Origin of the sequence: Clostridium sp. TW13 (assembly GCF_024345225.1) — a bacterium.
Taxonomy (GTDB): Bacteria; Bacillota; Clostridia; order Clostridiales; family Clostridiaceae; genus Inconstantimicrobium; species Inconstantimicrobium mannanitabidum.
Genome location: NZ_BROD01000001.1, coordinates 925,461 through 943,547 on the forward strand (window position 1 = coordinate 925,461; position 18,087 = coordinate 943,547).

General features: G+C 30.3%; 16 protein-coding genes. 15 read left to right on the top strand and 1 reads right to left on the bottom strand.

Features of this window, described 5'->3' with window-relative positions:
* Positions 1–17 precede the first annotated feature (17 nt).
* The 11 genes from OCU47_RS04345 to ppdK all read left to right on the top strand — a co-directional run bounded on the left by OCU47_RS04345 (position 18) and on the right by ppdK (position 11,546).
* A complete protein-coding gene (locus OCU47_RS04345; protein WP_261827368.1) occupies positions 18–470 on the top strand; it encodes a GatB/YqeY domain-containing protein in 453 nt (150 codons plus the stop codon).
* 159 nt (positions 471–629) lie between these two features.
* Positions 630–908, top strand: coding sequence for a sporulation protein YqfC (yqfC, locus tag OCU47_RS04350; protein WP_261827369.1), 279 nt, complete (start codon positions 630–632; stop codon positions 906–908).
* Positions 908–2,053 carry a sporulation protein YqfD gene (yqfD, locus tag OCU47_RS04355; RefSeq protein WP_261827370.1) on the top strand — a complete coding sequence of 382 codons (1,146 nt, stop codon included), beginning with the start codon at positions 908–910 and terminating at the stop codon, positions 2,051–2,053. Before yqfC ends, yqfD begins: the two co-directional genes overlap by 1 nt.
* 82 nt (positions 2,054–2,135) lie before the next feature.
* Positions 2,136–4,199 (top strand): HD family phosphohydrolase, encoded by a 2,064-nt coding sequence (locus OCU47_RS04360; RefSeq protein ID WP_261827371.1) that lies wholly within the window; start codon positions 2,136–2,138, stop codon positions 4,197–4,199.
* A 2-nt stretch (positions 4,200–4,201) separates the two neighbouring features.
* Positions 4,202–4,705 carry an rRNA maturation RNase YbeY gene (gene ybeY, locus OCU47_RS04365; protein WP_261827372.1) on the top strand — a complete coding sequence of 168 codons (504 nt, stop codon included), beginning with the start codon at positions 4,202–4,204 and terminating at the stop codon, positions 4,703–4,705.
* A gap of 10 nt (positions 4,706–4,715) precedes the next feature.
* Positions 4,716–5,420: a diacylglycerol kinase gene (locus OCU47_RS04370; RefSeq protein WP_261827373.1), complete on the top strand. Its 705-nt coding sequence runs from the start codon at positions 4,716–4,718 to the stop codon at positions 5,418–5,420.
* A gap of 245 nt (positions 5,421–5,665) precedes the next feature.
* Positions 5,666–6,556, top strand: coding sequence for a GTPase Era (era, locus tag OCU47_RS04375; protein ID WP_261827374.1), 891 nt, complete (start codon positions 5,666–5,668; stop codon positions 6,554–6,556).
* Positions 6,557–6,570: 14 nt separating this feature from the next.
* On the top strand, positions 6,571–7,311 hold the full coding sequence (gene recO / locus OCU47_RS04380; RefSeq protein WP_261830582.1) for a DNA repair protein RecO: 741 nt from the start codon (positions 6,571–6,573) through the stop codon (positions 7,309–7,311).
* A 5-nt stretch (positions 7,312–7,316) separates the two neighbouring features.
* Entirely contained in the window at positions 7,317–7,940 is a 624-nt protein-coding gene (locus tag OCU47_RS04385; protein WP_261827375.1) for a DUF4342 domain-containing protein, read from the top strand.
* Positions 7,941–8,144: 204 nt separating this feature from the next.
* Positions 8,145–8,786 (top strand): transcriptional regulator CcpN, encoded by a 642-nt coding sequence (ccpN, locus tag OCU47_RS04390; RefSeq protein ID WP_261827376.1) that lies wholly within the window; start codon positions 8,145–8,147, stop codon positions 8,784–8,786.
* A gap of 129 nt (positions 8,787–8,915) precedes the next feature.
* The gene (ppdK, locus tag OCU47_RS04395) at positions 8,916–11,546 is read left to right on the top strand and encodes a pyruvate, phosphate dikinase (protein ID WP_261827377.1); all 2,631 of its coding nucleotides are present in this window, start codon (positions 8,916–8,918) and stop codon (positions 11,544–11,546) included.
* A gap of 232 nt (positions 11,547–11,778) precedes the next feature.
* Here the strand turns inward: ppdK and OCU47_RS04400 are convergent, their stop codons facing one another.
* Positions 11,779–12,828 (bottom strand): CotS family spore coat protein, encoded by a 1,050-nt coding sequence (locus tag OCU47_RS04400; protein WP_261827378.1) that lies wholly within the window; start codon positions 12,826–12,828, stop codon positions 11,779–11,781.
* A gap of 166 nt (positions 12,829–12,994) precedes the next feature.
* On the opposite strand from OCU47_RS04400, the gene OCU47_RS04405 reads away from it, so the two are divergent.
* The 4 genes from OCU47_RS04405 (at position 12,995) to OCU47_RS04420 (ending at position 18,059) form a co-directional block, all read left to right on the top strand.
* Positions 12,995–14,023, top strand: a complete 1,029-nt coding sequence (locus OCU47_RS04405; protein ID WP_261827379.1) for a deoxyguanosinetriphosphate triphosphohydrolase — start codon at positions 12,995–12,997, stop codon at positions 14,021–14,023.
* 180 nt (positions 14,024–14,203) lie between these two features.
* Entirely contained in the window at positions 14,204–15,985 is a 1,782-nt protein-coding gene (dnaG, locus tag OCU47_RS04410; RefSeq protein WP_261827380.1) for a DNA primase, read from the top strand.
* Positions 15,986–15,989: 4 nt separating this feature from the next.
* A complete protein-coding gene (rpoD, locus tag OCU47_RS04415; protein WP_376778025.1) occupies positions 15,990–17,120 on the top strand; it encodes an RNA polymerase sigma factor RpoD in 1,131 nt (376 codons plus the stop codon).
* A gap of 246 nt (positions 17,121–17,366) precedes the next feature.
* On the top strand, positions 17,367–18,059 hold the full coding sequence (locus OCU47_RS04420; RefSeq protein ID WP_261827382.1) for a tRNA (adenine(22)-N(1))-methyltransferase: 693 nt from the start codon (positions 17,367–17,369) through the stop codon (positions 18,057–18,059).
* Positions 18,060–18,087: the final 28 nt, after the last annotated feature.

Sequence of the window (18,087 nt, forward strand, 5' to 3'; positions counted from 1 at the left end):
TGAAAGAAGGTAAAGTAATGCCAACAATAAAGGAAAGATTACAAGAAGATTGGAAGAGTGCGTTAAAGGCTAAAGACAAATTTAGAACTTCAACAATAAGCACTGCAAAATCTGCAATACTATTAGTTGAAAAAACTGACAGTATTAAGTTAGAGGATGAACAAGTGATAGAGATTCTATCAAAAGAAGTCAAGCAAAGAAGAGAAGCTATGCTTGAATTTGAAAAAGGAAATAGACAAGATTTAGTTGATGCTGCAAAGGCTGAAATAGAAATTTTGCTCGAATACCTTCCTCAGCAGTTAAGTGAAGAAGAAATAAAAGATATTGTTAAACAAGCAGCTGATAAAATTGGTGCTAGTGGCATGAAAGACATGGGAAAAGTTATGGCAGAAGTTAGACCTCAGATTGTTGGTAGAGCTGATGGCAAACTAGTAAGTAATGTTGTTAAAGAATACTTAAATAATAAATAAGAGTTCACTTATGTGAACTCTTTTTGCTGCGTAAAAATAAATATTAATCTAAGCTATTAAAACTATTGATATTTTTATCAGTAGTTTTTTTGTTTTAATTCTAAAATTTAATTTTTTTCATAGATTAATATGAAAGCAGTTATTTATAGGGGGTATTTTATGAATTTAGATAAAATTAAAAATGGTATGATTGAAAAAATCGAATTGCCTAGAGATTTGGTTAAAGGCTTTCCGAGGATAGAAATACTAGGAGATGAAGAAATTACAGTTGAAAATCATCAGGGAATAAAAAGCTTTGATAAAAATAAGATAGAAATTAATTCAAGTATAGGAAAAATAACTTTGGTTGGTGAAGGTTTAGAAATATTATTTATGGGAGGAGAAACTATAACCATCGGAGGAAAATTTAAATCAATAGCATATAGGGAGGATGTATAATGTATTTAGATTTTTTGAAGAAAGGATATATAAGCGTAGAAATAAAATTGTTTAATCCAGAGAGATTAATCAATTTATTGTGGAACAGGGGAATTAGAGTAGAAAAAATAGAAAAAAAAGATGTGATCACCTTATGCATGCAAATAAAGTATGCAGATTACAATGAAATTAGGAGTATGGTTAAAGAATTACATGGAGAAATTAGTATTAAAAATAAAAAAGGAATAGTGGTATGGCTTATTAAGTTTAAAAATAGAAGCAGCTATATAGTAGGAATTATTTTGTTTTTAGGAATATTTTATTTCTTGTCAGGTTTTGTATGGGGGGTTGAGGTAGATGATAATAAGTTCCTATCTCCGTATGAAGTAAGAAAGGCAGTATATTCTTTAGGGGCTAAGCCAGGGGTTAGAAAGGATAAAATCAATATTAAACAATTAGAAAAAGGAATAGAAGATAGCAACGAAAATATAATGTGGGTTAGAGCAAGAATAGAAGGTTCAGTATTAAAGGTGACAGTTCAAGAAAGAATAACACCACCTAGAAACTTACAAAAGAATAATGAACAGGTAGCTCATTATAAAGAAATTGTGGCAAAAATGGACGGGGAAATTGTCATGATATATTCAAGCTCAGGGTCTCCAATGGTTAAAAGAGGAGACTATGTTAAGAAAGGTGATTTATTAATAGAAGGTGCCCAAGGTAATGAAGAACATAGATATGAAGTTGAACCAGAAGGTACTGTAATTGCAAAAACTTATGAAGAAAAACAAGTTGAGATTCAGATTTCTGGAAATAAGAAAGAAAGAACAGGTCAAGTAGATACTGATTTATATATTGAAGTAGCAGGAAAGAAAATTTATCTTAAAAAGGCTACTAAATCTTATCAAGACTATGATAAAATAGAAAGTAAAGATAATTTTATAAAACAAATTCAATATTTTCCTAAAAAAGAAGTGCCTATAACAGATTCAAAAGAATCATTAATTGAAGAAACAGTAAATAAACTTCAAGCTGAAGTTCAGCAAAACATTGAAAAAAGTGATAAAATAGTAGATAAAATAATTAATCAAGAAGATTTAGGCAATGGAAAACTTAGATTAAAAGTTGTTTTTGTTATTGAAAGGGATATAACTTTGAAACAATAAGGTATCTGAAGATAAATAGCAAGTCCAAATAGATTAACATATAAACCTATATACTTTCAGATGTCTAAATAATAGCAAGAGGGTGAAAGAGGTGCACAAAAAGAAAAGTAGTATTTTAAGCAACACAAAAAGAGGATTAATATTTGTAATCACATTTTTAGCAGCATATGTAATCCTAACAACTGCACTAGTAACTAAAAAATACGATTTAAAGGTAGGAGAAATTCCAAAGACAGATATTAAGGCACCTAGAGAATTTGTTGATGAGGAGGCTACTAACGCATATAAGAAGGAAATTGGTGATAAAGTAGAACTTCAGTACACATTGAAGAAAGATGTTCAAAAAACTTCAGAAGATAATATAAGAAATTTTTTTGCTGATTTACTTAGCATAAAACAACAAAATTCTGATGATAAAAAAAAGAAAGACGACCTAAGTAAAGTAGATATTGTTAAGCTTGATAGTGAAGGTTATATGGCTCTGCTAGCATTGGATAAATCTGATATAGGTACTATACAGTCAATTTTAATTGAGGCTATGGGAAAGGTTTATGCCACACCTATTGAAGAAGATAAGCAGAGTGATATTGAATCTGCTAAGATTATTATTGACAATAAAATTTCTACTTTAGATTACAGCAGATCTCTTAAAGAAACACTAAAAGCCATTGCTTACTCCCAAATTAGACCTAACTTTTTTTATGATAAAGAAAAAACAGATGAAAAGTTGAAGGAGGCAATGAAAAATTTATCCCCTGTTTTGATAAAGAAGAATCAGATAATAGTAAAAGAAGGAGAGCCAGTGACAGCTAGGCAAATTCAGCTTTTAAATTCTATTGGGTTAATGAATAATTCTAAATTTAATTTTATTATATATATAGCTTTGGCTGTATATATACTGGCTATATTTATTCTTCAATATGGATTTTTGAAGAAAGAGCATAAGGAATTATATGAAGATAATAGTAAGTTACTGTTGATTAGTTTAATTAATATATTATCGTTAGTTTTAGCTAGAGGGATAAATATAGCTACACCATTTTTAATTCCTTTTGCTTTTGGACCTATGCTTCTTGCTTTATTGCTTAATTATAAAGTTTCGTTGGTAGTAAGTATGAGTAATTTATTACTAATAAGTGCTGCAACAGGTTTTAATGTAGAGAGTATGGTTCTTGGAGTACTAAGTACTATTTTGGGATCTGTATTGCTTAAGAAAATGCAGCAAAGAAATGATATACTTTATGCAAGTATATATATGGCGGTAATTTGTAGTGTGATTACATTTTCTTCGGGATTGTTACTATCCAATAATAACATGGATGTTTTGATTAAAGCTGGAATATCTGCCTTAGGATCAATATTCTCTGGTATTTTAGCAATTGGAGCGTTATCTTTTTTTGAAAATGCTTTTGATATAATGACTAATGTAAAGTTATTAGAGTTATCAAATCCTAATAATCCATTGTTGAGAAAGATACTTATGGAAGCTCCAGGAACTTATCATCATAGCATGCTTGTTGCTAATTTAGGTGAAATGGCTGCTGAAAACATTGGTGCTAACCCTATTTTGACAAGAATCGGAGCATACTATCATGATGTTGGGAAAACTGTAAGACCTATATTTTTCAAGGAAAATCAAATGGGAAAAGAAAATCCACATGATAAAATATCACCAGATTTGTCTGCACTTATTATTGTTTCTCATGTTAAGGATGGAATTGAGCTTGCAGAAAAGAATAAAATACCTACAGGTATAAAAGATATAATACAGCAGCATCATGGAACAACTTTAGTAAAGTATTTCTATATAACTGCTAAGAATAATGCTGAAAACCCAGAGGCAGTTAATGAGGATGAATACAGATATCCTGGTCCAATACCTCAAAGTAAAGAGGCTGGAATAATAATGTTAGCTGATTCTGTGGAAGCGGCAGTTAGATCTATAAATGATCCAACAAAAGAAAAAATTGAAGAAATGGTAGAAAAGATAATAAAAGATAAGTTAGATAATGGACAATTAGATGAATGTGACTTAACTTTGAAAGATATAAAAAATATAAAATTATGTTTTTTAAAGGCTTTAAATGGAATATATCATCAAAGAATAGAATATCCTACAGATAAGAATAGCAAGAAGGAGAGTTAGACATGATTTATGTAGATAATAGACAGAATAAAATAACTGTTAATTCTGAGTTGGAGGAAATACTTTCAAAGACAATAAGCTTTGCGTTACAGGAAGAAGAAGTAAAAGTTCCCTATGAGGTAAGTTTAGTATTTGTTGATAATGAAGATATAAGAAAAATAAATAATGAAACTCGTCATATTGATAAAGAAACAGATGTATTGTCTTTTCCAATGCTTGATTATCCAAAAGCCAAGGTGTTTAAAGAAGTTTATAAAGAATATAATTTCGATAAAACCTTTTTGGATGGAGAAGATTTAATTCTAGGGGATATAGTACTTAGCTTAGAGAAAGCCTTAGAGCAAAGCAAAGAATTTAATCATTCTTTCAATAGAGAAGTTGCTTATCTTGTAGTTCATTCTATATTACACTTATTGGGTTACGATCATATGGAAGAAGATGAAAAGATAATTATGAGAGGAAGAGAAGAAGAAATACTTAAAAAATTATATTTAACAAGAGATTAGGTGAGGGAATATGAAAGTAAGAAAATTAGTAGATAGCTTTAACTATGCAATAAACGGAATTTTAGATACATTAAGAACTCAGAGGAATATGCAAATTCACTTTGCTGTTACTGTAATAGTACTGATTTCCTGTCTTCTGTTTGACATATCAAAAATTGAATTTTTAATATTATCAATAACAATATGTATGGTGATTTCTGCTGAATTAGTTAATACAGCCATAGAAAGTGTAGTGGATCTGGCTGCTAATTACTATCATCCTGTTGCTAAGATTGCTAAGAATGCAGCAGCTGGTGCTGTGTTAATAACTGCTGTGAATGCAGTGGTAGTTGGCTATATTATTTTTTGGGATAAGTTAACTAATATAACCTTTAAGGTGCTTGGAGCAATTAAAAGTTCAAGCCCATACACTATTTTTATTGCATTAGTGCTTGTATGTATATTAACTATAATAGTGAAAGCATATTTTGGGGAAGGAACTCCATTAAAGGGAGGAATGCCTTCAGGGCATAGTGCATTATCTTTTTCCTTAGCAACAGCTATAACCTTAATTACAGAACAGCCAATTTGTATTGTTTTGAGTTTTCTTATGGCACTAATTACTGCTCAAAGTAGAGTGGATGCAGAAGTACATTCAATATGGGAAGTAGCAGCAGGCGCTGTATTTGGAACTTTATTAACAATATTGGTTTTTAAGATATTTGCTGGGCAGTAAGAAAAATAATTGTAATTAGATGAATTAGTGAGTATAATATGAGATACACTAATTTTTGAAGATAAGTATGAAAGAATCTATTAAAGCAAGAAAATTAGCATTCTTGTGACATATGTATGAAGACAATTGTAAGATTTGCGCAAGATGAGAGAATAGAATTATATAATGAAAAAGATTATGTAAAAAGACAATAGAAAAAATTTTGCCAGTTGCTTTTTAAAGGCTTGCAAAAACAAGGAGGAACAATGTTTAAATCAGGATTTGTATCAATTGTAGGGAGACCTAATGTAGGAAAGTCAACATTAACGAATTTATTAATGGGAGAAAAGTTAGCAATAGTTTCTAATAAACCACAAACAACTAGGAAAAATATGCAAACTATATTAACAACTGATGATTATCAAATGATATTTGTAGATACACCAGGTATACATAAGCCAAAACATAAACTTGGAGAATTCATGGTAAATGCCGCTAAGGATAGTTTTAAGGATGTTGATTTGGTTTTATTCTTAACAACTCCAGAAGGAGATCTTGGAAAAGGGGATCAGTTTATTTTAGAAGCACTTAAAAATACAAAGGCACCTGTATTTTTAGTATTAAATAAGGTGGATGAAAATACAAGAGAAAAGGTAGCTGAAACACTTCAAAAGTATTCATCTGCTTTAGAATTTGCAGAAATAATTCCTATTTCAGCATTGAAATCTAAAAATACAGATACATTATTAAAACTTATGGTAGATTATATGCCAGAGGGTCCTAAATATTATCCAGAGGACATGATAACAGATGTACAAGAAAGATTTATAATTTCCGAAATAGTAAGAGAAAAAGCTCTTAGAAATTTAAGTCAAGAAGTTCCTCATGGAATAGCTGTTGATATAATTCAGATGAAGCAAAATGATAAGGGAATGTATAATATAGAAGTGGATTTAATTTGCGAGAAGGCATCTCATAAAGGAATCATAATAGGCAAAGATGGCCAAACATTAAAGAAAATTGGTGAAAGAGCAAGAATGGATATTGAAAAATTCCTAGATGCTAGAGTTAATCTTAAAATTTGGGTAAAAGTGAGAAAAGAGTGGAGAGACAACCAACTGTTGCTTAACGAATTAGGCTATAAAAAGTCTAAATAAAGGGGGCATCTATTCTGGGTTTAGTAAAAACTAAGGGTGTAGTAATAAAAACAAAGGATTTTAAAGAAAATGATAAGTTGGTATGGATATTTTCTCAGGAAAGGGGAAAAATTACAACTATAGCGAAGGGAGCAAAAAAAAGCAAAAGTAAGTTTTTGTCTCCTACTCTTCCTTTAGCTTATGGAGAATTTGTAATGTTCAAAGGAAAAAGTTTATATAATTTACAAGAGGTAAAATTATTAAATTCCTTTCAGAAGCTACTTGATAATTTAGAAAAGCTTACATATTCCTCTTACGTTTGTGAATTAGTAGATATATCAATGCAGGATGAAGAACCAAATGAAGAGCTATATAAGGATTTTATAACATGTCTGTACTTACTAGATACAGATGCTTTAGATTATGAATTGCTAATTAGAGCGTTTGAGCTGAAGGTGCTAAAAGCCACAGGATATGGATTGAATTTTGATAATTGCGTTATTTGCAAGAGAAAGTTGAATAGCTCTGATTACATAAATTTATCATATTATGGAGGCGTTTGTGAAGATTGTGAAAAAACAAATGGATTAAAGATTTCAAAAGCAGCTTTCAGTGCTTTGAGATTTTTAAATAAGACTTCTATGGATAAAGTTTATAGATTATCTTTGAGCAAAGATGTAAAGAAGGAAATAGAGAAGATTAATACTTCAATTATTTTTTCTAATTATTCGAAGAAACCAAAAAGTCTGGAAATGTTAAAATTTATAGAGGAGTGAAAAAAATGAGCGAAATTACTTTGGAAAAAGTTGATCTTGTAAAAGATAGAATGGGTGTAAGTTATGCTGAAGCTAAAGAAGCATTAGAGATGAATGATGGAGATGTTTTAGAAGCTATTATATACTTAGAGAAAAAAATTAATGATGAGCTTACAGAAAAATATGGCGATGCAAATTGTTGGAATGAAGAGAACGAAAACAATAAGTATGAAACAATTGAAGATTTTAAAGTATGGTTAAAGGAATTGATTAATAAAGGTAATGTAAGCAGAGTCAAGATAAGAAAAGATGAAAAAGTTCTAGTAGATATACCTGTTAATGCAGGAATAGCAGCTGGTGTCATTGCAATAGTTATACCTCAATTACTTGCTATAGGTATAATAACTGCCATTGCTACTAAGCTTACAATAGAAATCACTAAGGATGATGGTACTGTAGAGGTAATAAATAAGATGGTAGCAAAAGCTGCTAAGGATGTTTCTGAAAAGACTCAGGATGTTGTTTCAAATGTAAAAGCTAAAGTGTCTTCAGTTAAATCAGATTTAGGACATCACACAAAAAATGGAAATACAAAAGCTGAAAGTGAGAGTATTTATTCCTATACTGTTAATTTTGATGAAGAACAGTAGCATTTTGAAGTAAAAGGGATATACTGCTAAATAAATCATCTATTGATAGAAAAATTTCAGTGATTTGTGCGATTTTTCAGAAAATTCAGCTTAGTAAAAAAATTGTTTGTATTATATAATTGATATATAGAATATATATCATAAACAAAGCTACAATCACTGAAATTCTATATCTATTATAGATGTTAGAAAGAAGGGAAAAGTTTGAAGTTAACGCCAAGACAGCAAGTTATAGTCAATCTAGTGAGGGATGGACAACCAATAACAAGTGAAGCTCTTGCCGCTAAAGTAGGGGTTACCAGAGCAGCATTGCGACCAGATTTAGCTATATTAACCATGCTTGGAATTTTGGATGCACGTCCTAAGGTTGGATATATATATGTAGAAAAGCCATCTGAGAGCTTAGTTAAGCAATATATATCTAATATTAAGGTTGGAGAGATAATGTCAAAACCAGTTTTTATTAGTGAAGAGGTTACTGTTTATGATGCTATAGTCTTGATCTTTTTAAATGATGTTGGAACTATGTTTGTTGTAGATAGTGATCAATGTTTGATTGGAGCAGTTTCTAGAAAAGATTTCTTGAAGATTGCTATTGGAGGAACAGATATACATAAGGTACCAGTTGGTGTTATTATGACAAGAATGCCTAACATTATTTGGGCAGAATCAGAGGAAAGTGCATTTAGTGCAGCAAAAAAGATTATAACACATGAAATAGATTGTATTCCTGTAGTTGAAAGGGTAGCTTCTACAATGGAAAAAGAACAACTTAGAATAGTAGGAAAAATATCTAAAACTAATATAACTAAGTTATTTTTAAAGTTAGCAGATAATAATATATAAATATAGAAATTAAAACAATTGAAAAAATGTAAATGTTTTAAATGGTCAATAAGCTATTAACAAAGCTTTGCTTTGCTTTAATATAAATATAAATAAATTAAATCTAGTATTGAACGGAGGAGTATTGAGATGGAAAATAAGAAGTATGTATACCTTTTTAAAGAAGGTAGTGCATCAATGAAGAATCTCTTGGGAGGTAAGGGTGCCAATTTAGCAGAAATGACCTTATTAGGTATTCCAGTTCCACAAGGCTTTACAGTAACTACAGAAGCATGTAATAAGTACTATGATGATGGAAAGATGATTTCCAAGGAAATAATGGATGAAATTTCTGTTAAGATGGGTGAATTAGAAGAGATAACAGGAAAGAAATTTGGTAGTTTAGAGAATCCACTACTAGTATCAGTAAGATCTGGTGCAAGGGTATCAATGCCAGGAATGATGGATACTATTTTAAATTTAGGGTTAAATGATGAAACAGTTGAAGCTATGATTAAATTAACTAATAATCCTAGATTCGTATATGATTCATATAGAAGATTTATTCAGATGTTCTCAGATGTTGTTATGGGAATTGAGAAAAGATTATTTGAAGATAGAATTGATGAAATTAAAGCTGAAAAGGGTGTTAAGTTTGATACAGAATTAACTGCTGATGACTTAAAGGTTTTAATTCAAAGATACAAAGAATTATACAAAAAAGAAATGTCAAAGGACTTCCCACAAGATCCAAAGGAACAGTTAATTGAATCTATTACAGCAGTATTTAGATCATGGGATAACCCAAGAGCTATTGTATATAGAAGATTGAACGATATACCTGGAAACTGGGGAACAGCCGTAAATGTTCAACAAATGGTATTTGGTAATAAAGGAGAAACTTCTGGTACAGGAGTTGCATTCTCAAGAAACCCTGCTACAGGAGAAAAGAAGATTTATGGTGAATACTTAATGAATGCTCAAGGTGAAGATGTTGTTGCTGGTATAAGAACACCACAACCAATTTCTCAATTAGCAGAACAAAATGCTAAGATTTATGAGCAATTTGAATCAATAGTTCATACTCTAGAAAATCATTACAAAGATATGCAAGATATGGAATTCACTATAGAAGATGGAACATTATATTTCTTACAAACTAGAAATGGCAAGAGAACAGCTCAAGCTGCATTAAAGATTGCTGTTGATTTAGTTGAGGAAGGAATGCTTTCAAAAGAGGAAGCAATTTTAAAGGTTGAGCCAAAACAATTAGATTCAATACTTCACCCAACTTTTGCTCCAGAAGCATTAAAGAAGGCGGAATTAGTGGCAAAAGGCTTACCAGCTTCTCCAGGAGCAGCATGTGGTAAAGTTGCATTTACTGCAGAAGAAGCTAAGGAAAGAGCTGAAAATGGTGAAAAGGTAGTTTTAGTAAGACTTGAAACTTCACCAGAAGATATTGAAGGAATGATAGCAGCACAAGGTATCCTTACTGTAAGAGGTGGTATGACTTCTCATGCAGCAGTTGTTGCAAGAGGTATGGGAACTTGCTGTGTAGCTGGTTGTGGAGAGCTTAAAGTTAATGAAGCAAAGAAAACTTTAGAAGTTCAAGGTAAGGTTTTAACTACTAATGATTGGATTTCTATTGATGGTTCAACAGGAAATGTTTATGCTGAAGCTGTTAATACTGTTTCTCCAGAAATATCAGGTGACTTTGCAACATTTATGAAATGGGCAGATGAAATCAGAAAATTACAAGTAAGAACTAATGCAGATACCCCAAGAGATGCTAAGCAAGCAGTACAATTTGGTGCTGAAGGTGTTGGTCTATGTAGAACAGAGCATATGTTCTTTGCTGAAGATAGAATAGCTGCTGTTAGAGAAATGATAGTTTCTAAGAGCATAGAGCAAAGAAAGAAAGCATTAGAAAAATTACTTCCAATGCAAAAAGGTGATTTTATAGGAATTTTTGAGGCTCTTGAAGGTAGACCAGTTACTATAAGATTCTTGGATCCACCACTACATGAATTCTTACCAACAGCTGAGGAAGATATCCAAAACTTAGCTAAGGAAATGAATTTAACTTATGAAGACTTAAAGGAAACTATTGATGAACTTCATGAATTTAACCCTATGATGGGTCATAGAGGATGTCGTCTTGCAGTTTCTTATCCAGAAATAGCTGAAATGCAAACTAGAGCTGTTATTGAGGCTGCTATAGAGGTTAGAGAATCAAAGGGATATGAAATTATTCCTGAAATTATGATTCCTCTTGTTGGAGAAATTAAGGAATTGAAATATGTTAAGGATATAGTTGTTAGAACTGCTGAAGCTGTTCTTGCAGAAAAGAATGTTAAATTTGATTATCATATAGGTACAATGATAGAAATACCAAGAGCAGCATTAACAGCTGATGCAATTGCAAAAGAAGCTGAATTCTTCTCTTTTGGTACAAATGACTTAACTCAAATGACATTTGGTTTCTCAAGAGATGATGCTGCTAAGTTCTTAAAAGATTACTATGAAAAGAAGATTTACGAACAAGATCCATTTGCAAAGCTTGATCAGACAGGAGTTGGTCAATTAGTACAAATGGCAGCTGAAAAAGGTAGATCAGTTAGATCAAACATTAAGCTTGGAATTTGTGGAGAACATGGTGGAGATCCATCATCAATTGAATTCTGCCACAATATAGGTCTAAACTATGTTTCTTGTTCTCCATTCAGAGTTCCTGCAGCTAGACTTGCAGCAGCTCAAGCACAAGTAAAGAATAAGAGATAATTTGAAATAAAAAAATATAACTGTAGCTTATATAGTTGCTAAAAGATTAAAGTAAGAATGTAGGATAGTGTAACTTAAATTCATTATTGATTTTAAGTACACTATCCTATTTGTATTTTGAAGTATTTATATAGAAATTAAGAAGATTTGCCATATCTTTAACAATAAACACAAAAAACTTCAAACTCACCTATGTAATATTAATTTGGTAAGTTGAAGTTTTTTATATAAACTAATTTAGCAAATCATGAGATATTTTACACATAAAGTCAAATTGTGATTCAGCTTTATCGTTTATTTTTCGCATTAAATTGCAAAATGATATTTTATTTACTTTATTGAGATTATTATAGTAATCTCTACTAAGACGCCAATATTTTTGAGGAAATAAAATATAAGCTAATACATAAGCTAAGTCATCTTGATTAAGTTTCTTTATTGAATTGTAAGCAGCTAGACAATTTTGAGTAAGATCCAGATTCCAATTAGTATTGTCCCGTCTTAATAATCTTCTAAAGAAATAACCTATATCGTGAGCTGAAAAATCTATACAACATTTGTCAAAATCTATGATGCAAGTTTCACCATTTGAATCTATTAAAATATTCTTATTTACATAATCACCATGACATATTGAACGAGATAGATTGTCTACATTTATTGAAGCAGCTAGATTAAATGCTTTTTTTGCTAATTGTAAGTTTATTTCAAAAGTAGATAGAAACATAGAGGAAAAGGTATCATTGGTAATGACAGCTTTATTATAACAATTCAATAGTTGTTCAAGATGTTTCCCAAGGGATATGTATAAATCATCATATCCGGTTTTAAAATTACTACCATGTATTGGAGTGAAATTTTCTGAACATTTGTGAAGCTTAGCTAGAGTTTTTGTAACATTTATCAAAGTATCCATGGAATCATAGTCACACTTTTCACCGTGAATCCATGGGGTTAATATAAAAAGCATTGAATTATAATTTACAAATCTACTTCCATTCTTTGAAGGTAAAAATCTTGCTACATGAATGCCATTTCTATATAGCCATTCCACTACTGAATAAATAAAAAGCAAGTCTTTTTCATTATAGTATACTTTTTTTAGGCAAAACAAAGTGTTATCTTGAGATTCAATTTTGTAAACAGCCCTTTGCTTATCAGTATTTTTTACTTTAATTTCTTCTATAGTTGAATTAAAAACATTAAATTCAGGTAATATATTTTTAATTATTTCTTCCTGAGATAAATTGAATTTTTGTATATTTTGTTCTTTCATAGGCATAGAAGACCTCCTTATTAAGCAACTTATTAATATAAGATATTAATGAAATTTATTTATTATACTTAAAATAATAAATAAGTAATATATAAGTTGATACAAAGATATATATTTAAAGTTAGAGGATTTTTTCAATTAGAGTAGAATAATATATTTAAGGAGGGGTTGTATGAATATAAGAGAGAAAAATCAAAGTTTAGAAGAGTTGACATTGATTAAAGAGGCTAAATGTTCAAAGGACACCTTAGGTAGAGTGTTTAAGGAACAGGAAGATGATATAAGAACTGTCTTTATGGTGGATAGGGACAGAATTATTCATTGCAAATCTTTTAGAAGGTTGAAACATAAGACTCAAGTATTTATAAAAACTTCTGGCGACCATTATAGAACGAGACTTACTCATACTATTGAAGTATCACAAATTGCAAGAACTATAGCTGTAGGAATCAGAGTTAATGAATATCTAGCAGAAGCAATTGCCATGGGGCATGATTTAGGGCATGTAGCTTTTGCACATACAGGAGAAAGTGTATTAAATAGTATGCTTAAAGATGGATTCAGGCATAATGAGCAGAGTGTAAGAATAGTATCTAAATTGGAGAATGATGGAAAAGGTCTGAATTTAACAAGAGAAGTTATAGACGGAATACTCAATCATAGTGGATTTAGCAATGAATTTTCTGAAGCTAAGACTTTGGAAGGACAAATTGTTAGATTTAGTGATAAGATTGCATACGTAAATCATGATATTGATGATTCTATTAGAGCTGGTTTACTATCAGAAGAAGAATTACCTAAAGATATAGTAGAGATTTTGGGGAAAAGTAATAGTGAAAGAATAGACACTTTAGTTCATGACTTAGTTAATAATACTATTAGAAATATAGAAAATAATGAGGTTAAAGTATCCTTAAGCAAAGAAAAAGGAGAAGCTTTAGCTGAACTTAGAAAATTTATGTTTAAAAATATTTATCTTGGGGATATCTTAGATATAGAAAGAAAAAAGGCTAGTTTTGTTATTGAAAATGTGGTAAAATATTATTTCGTCCATCCTGAGCAAATGCCACTAATTTATAGGAATATAGCTGAAGAAGAAGGAATAGAGCGAGGAGTTGCAGACTACATAGCAGGAATGAGCGATGATTATTGTCTTAGCACATTTAATAAAATTTATGTACCTAAAATTGTGGTATATTAGCAGGTAATAGATATATTTCTAAAAAATGTGTATAAATATTCTTATAGTAACTCAAAATATCTATGTAAACTTAAGTAATAAAAATGATGTGAAAAATTTTAAAATAAAAAAAGGAAACTATCATTTTGTGTCGAATATATAGTGAGTTGCGAAAAAATATTAAAGGTGGAGGGTTTCTTATTGCAAATTCCAGAAGAAATTATTGAAAGAATAAAAGAAGAAAATGATATAGTTGATATAGTTTCTGAGGTAGTTAAGCTAAAAAGAGCCGGAAGAAACTATTCAGGTCTTTGTCCTTTTCATCATGAGAAAACGCCATCCTTTAGCGTATCTCCAGATAAGCAAATTTATAAGTGTTTTGGATGTGGAGAAGCAGGAAATACAATTTCGTTTGTTATGAAAACAAGAAATATAGGATTTGTTGATGCAGCAATATACTTAGCTGAAAGAGCAAACATACCATTAAATCTTGATGAAGGGAAAAATAAAAAATTAATCCAGAAAAAAGATTTAATAATTAAGGTCAACACGGATGCAGCTAGATTTTATTTTTCTAATCTTAGAAAGAATTCTGCAGCAAAAGAATATTTTATGAGAAGAGGAATAAATGAAAAAACTATTAATAGATTTGGTTTAGGCTTTTCAATGAATAATTGGGGTACGTTATTAACGTATTTGAGAGGAAAAGGATACAAAGACCAAACTATTATAGAAGCAGGATTAGCTATAAAAAGTGAAAGAGGCACCGTTTTTGATAGATTTAGAAATAGAGTGATGTTTCCTGTTTTTGATTACAAAGGAAAAGTAATAGGTTTTGGAGGAAGAGTTTTAGATGATTCTAAACCTAAATACTTAAATTCACCGGAAACGCCTGTGTTTAATAAAGGCTTCAATCTTTATGGACTTAATTATGCTATAAAAAATGGATTGCCAGAAAAGTATTTTATAATAGTAGAAGGATATATGGATTGTATATCTTTGCAACAATATGGCATTTCTAATACAGTAGCATCCCTTGGTACGGCTCTTACTATTAATCAAGCTAGATTATTAAAGCGTTATGCTGAAAAAGTTATAATATCTTATGATGCAGATTTAGCTGGACAGAAGGCCACATTAAGAGGATTAGACATATTAAGAGATGTTGGGTTTGATGTTAGAGTACTTACAGTACCTCAAGGTAAAGATCCTGATGAGTTCATTAGAAGTAATGGTAAAGAAGCGTTTATGAAACTTATTGAGAATGCTATACCTTTAATTGAATATAGGCTTCTCAAAGCAAAGGAAGGTATTGACTTTAAAGACAATACTAAAGTAATTGAGTATGGGGAAAGGGTTACTGAGATTTTAGCAAATTTGAATCCAGTGGAAAAAGATGTTTATATAAAAAAGATATCAGAGGAAACTGGATTAAGAGAACAATCAATATATGATATGTTATCTAAAAAAATGACAAATTCTTTAGGAAACTTAGAATTAGAGAATAATAATACAAAAAATGGAACAAAATTATATGTGGAGCCTGCTTATGTTAAGGCTGAAAGAAGTATATTAAAATTAATGCTTCAAAAAGAATATTATAGTAATATTATACAATATATCGAAGAAGGCGACTTTGCAATGAAGTCCCATGATGAGTTATATAGAATAATTAAGGAACTTGTAGATAATAAAGAAGAAAACTTGGAATCAAAGATAGAGTTTAAATGCCAAAGTCCTGAGATATTAAAAGAATGGATATCAATTAAAGAGTTAGTGTTGGTTGTCAATGAGAATGATGTTTTGCAGGAAATTAATGATTATATGTATGAAATAAAAAAGTTTAAGCTTCAAGAAGAAAGAAAGAAAATTATGAAGCAACTTAAACAGTGTGAAGAAAATAATTTATTTGAGGAATCATTAAATCTTGTTAAGGCTAAAAAAGAAATTGATATGAAGTTAAAAAACTTGAACAGAAGTTAAGGATATGGCGGAAGGAGGCAAATTAATGAAAGAAAAGAAAGTGTTAGTTGAGGATAAGGCTAATGCAATTAATAAAGATAAAAATGCTAAAATGGTCATAGTAAAGAGACTTATAGATAAAGGCAAGAAAAGTGGGACTTTAACCTATAAAGAAATAATGAGCGAACTTGAAGAGATAGATATAAATCCAGAACATATTGAAAAAATATATGAGGTGCTTGAATCATTAGGAATAGAGATAATAGGTGATATTGCTGCTAATGAGGAAGTACAAGAAGAATTAGATATATCTATTCCAGAAGGGATTGCAATTGATGACCCAGTTAGAATGTATCTGAAAGAAATAGGAAAAGTGCCTCTACTTTCATCTGAAGAAGAAATAGTTCTTGCTGAAAAAATAGAAGAAGGCGATCAAGCAGCAAAGAAAAAGCTTGCTGAAGCAAATTTAAGACTTGTTGTAAGTATAGCTAAAAGATATGTGGGAAGAGGAATGATGTTCCTTGATCTTATACAAGAAGGAAATCTAGGACTTATAAAAGCAGTTGAAAAGTTTGATTATAGAAAAGGTTTTAAGTTTAGTACTTATGCTACATGGTGGATACGTCAAGCTATTACTAGAGCTATAGCAGATCAAGCTAGAACTATTAGAATACCAGTTCATATGGTAGAAACTATAAATAAACTTATAAGAGTGCAAAGACAATTAATTCAAGAACTTGGAAGAGATCCACTTCCAGAAGAATTGTCAAAGCATTTGGATATGCCAGTGGAAAAGGTAAGAGAAATCTTAAAGATAGCTCAAGAACCAGTTTCTTTGGAAACTCCAATTGGAGAAGAAGAGGATAGCCATTTAGGTGATTTCATTCCAGATGATGATGCATTGGCTCCTGCAGAAGCAGCAGCATTTACAATGCTTAAAGAGCAACTTATAAATGTCTTAGATACTTTAACTCCAAGAGAGGAAAAAGTATTAAGATTAAGATTCGGTCTTGATGATGGAAGAGCTAGAACTCTAGAAGAAGTTGGTAAAGAGTTTAATGTAACAAGAGAAAGAATAAGACAAATAGAAGCTAAAGCTTTAAGAAAACTTCGTCATCCAAGTAGAAGTAAAAAATTAAAAGATTATTTAGACTAAAATAGCACTTAGGTGCTATTTTTTTATATAAGAATATCTGATTAAGATATAAATTGTAATTAATACTTTATATTGATAACATAAGTACAGTTAGAAATGAGTATATAGTTTATTTGTTAGAATATATAAATGTGAGAAAATGCAAGGTTATAGCTTTAAATTATTGAGCTATTTGTGATATAATTTGCAAGGATAACAAGGAATCTTCAAAAAGATTTCCAAAAGGTTGAAAAGGAGCAAAAGTCAATGGAATTAAGCAAAAGACTTAACATGATTTTAAGTAAAGTAGATAGATGTGAATGTATTGCTGATGTTGGAACAGATCATGGATATGTAGTGGTAGAATTAATAAAAAGAGAATTATGCAAAAAGGCAATTGCTACAGATATAAATAAAGGTCCTTTAGAAAAGGCTAAAACAAATATAGGATTTGAAGGAATGTTGGATAGAGTTTACTGCAGGCTTGGAGGTGGCTTTTTTCCAATAAAGAAGGGAGAAGTAAATGCAGTTATAGTTGCAGGAATGGGTGGAAATCTAATAAGAGATATTATCTTAGCTGATATGTCAAAGGTGAAGTTAATGGATTATTTAGTATTACAGCCAGCTCAAAATCCAGAGGTGCTTAGAGAATTTTTATATAACAATTCTTTTGAAGTTCTAGATGAGGATATCTGCGAGGATGATGGGAAATACTATGAGTGTTTCAAGGTAAAGTTTAATAAGGATGTTAAAAATGTAGGTACATATGATGAACTTGATTATGAAATAAGTTCAGTATTAATTGATAAAGGTGACAGCACTATTAAAAATTATATAAGTAGCAAGATAGAATCTTATGAAAAAATATTAGGATATCTAAAAGATAATAGTGAGTCTGCTAAAGAGAGGAAACATGACTTAGAGGAAAAAGTTAAGAGATTGAAGGCAATGATAAACTAATCAATTTAAAAGATTGAAGGTGATGATA

Excerpts from the sequence above, each read along its gene's own strand:
- OCU47_RS04345 (WP_261827368.1), top strand. The coding sequence starts at position 18 with ATGCCAACAATAAAGGAAAGATTACAAGAAGATTGGAAGAGTGCGTTA.
- OCU47_RS04370 (WP_261827373.1), top strand. The coding sequence starts at position 4,716 with ATGAAAGTAAGAAAATTAGTAGATAGCTTTAACTATGCAATAAACGGA.
- yqfD (WP_261827370.1), top strand. The coding sequence starts at position 908 with ATGTATTTAGATTTTTTGAAGAAAGGATATATAAGCGTAGAAATAAAA.
- OCU47_RS04420 (WP_261827382.1), top strand. The coding sequence starts at position 17,367 with ATGGAATTAAGCAAAAGACTTAACATGATTTTAAGTAAAGTAGATAGA.
- OCU47_RS04385 (WP_261827375.1), top strand. The coding sequence starts at position 7,317 with ATGAGCGAAATTACTTTGGAAAAAGTTGATCTTGTAAAAGATAGAATG.
- ppdK (WP_261827377.1), top strand. The coding sequence starts at position 8,916 with ATGGAAAATAAGAAGTATGTATACCTTTTTAAAGAAGGTAGTGCATCA.
- yqfC (WP_261827369.1), top strand. The coding sequence starts at position 630 with ATGAATTTAGATAAAATTAAAAATGGTATGATTGAAAAAATCGAATTG.
- ybeY (WP_261827372.1), top strand. The coding sequence starts at position 4,202 with ATGATTTATGTAGATAATAGACAGAATAAAATAACTGTTAATTCTGAG.
- era (WP_261827374.1), top strand. The coding sequence starts at position 5,666 with ATGTTTAAATCAGGATTTGTATCAATTGTAGGGAGACCTAATGTAGGA.
- rpoD (WP_376778025.1), top strand. The coding sequence starts at position 15,990 with ATGGCGGAAGGAGGCAAATTAATGAAAGAAAAGAAAGTGTTAGTTGAG.
- OCU47_RS04400 (WP_261827378.1), bottom strand. The coding sequence starts at position 12,828 with ATGCCTATGAAAGAACAAAATATACAAAAATTCAATTTATCTCAGGAA.
- OCU47_RS04405 (WP_261827379.1), top strand. The coding sequence starts at position 12,995 with ATGAATATAAGAGAGAAAAATCAAAGTTTAGAAGAGTTGACATTGATT.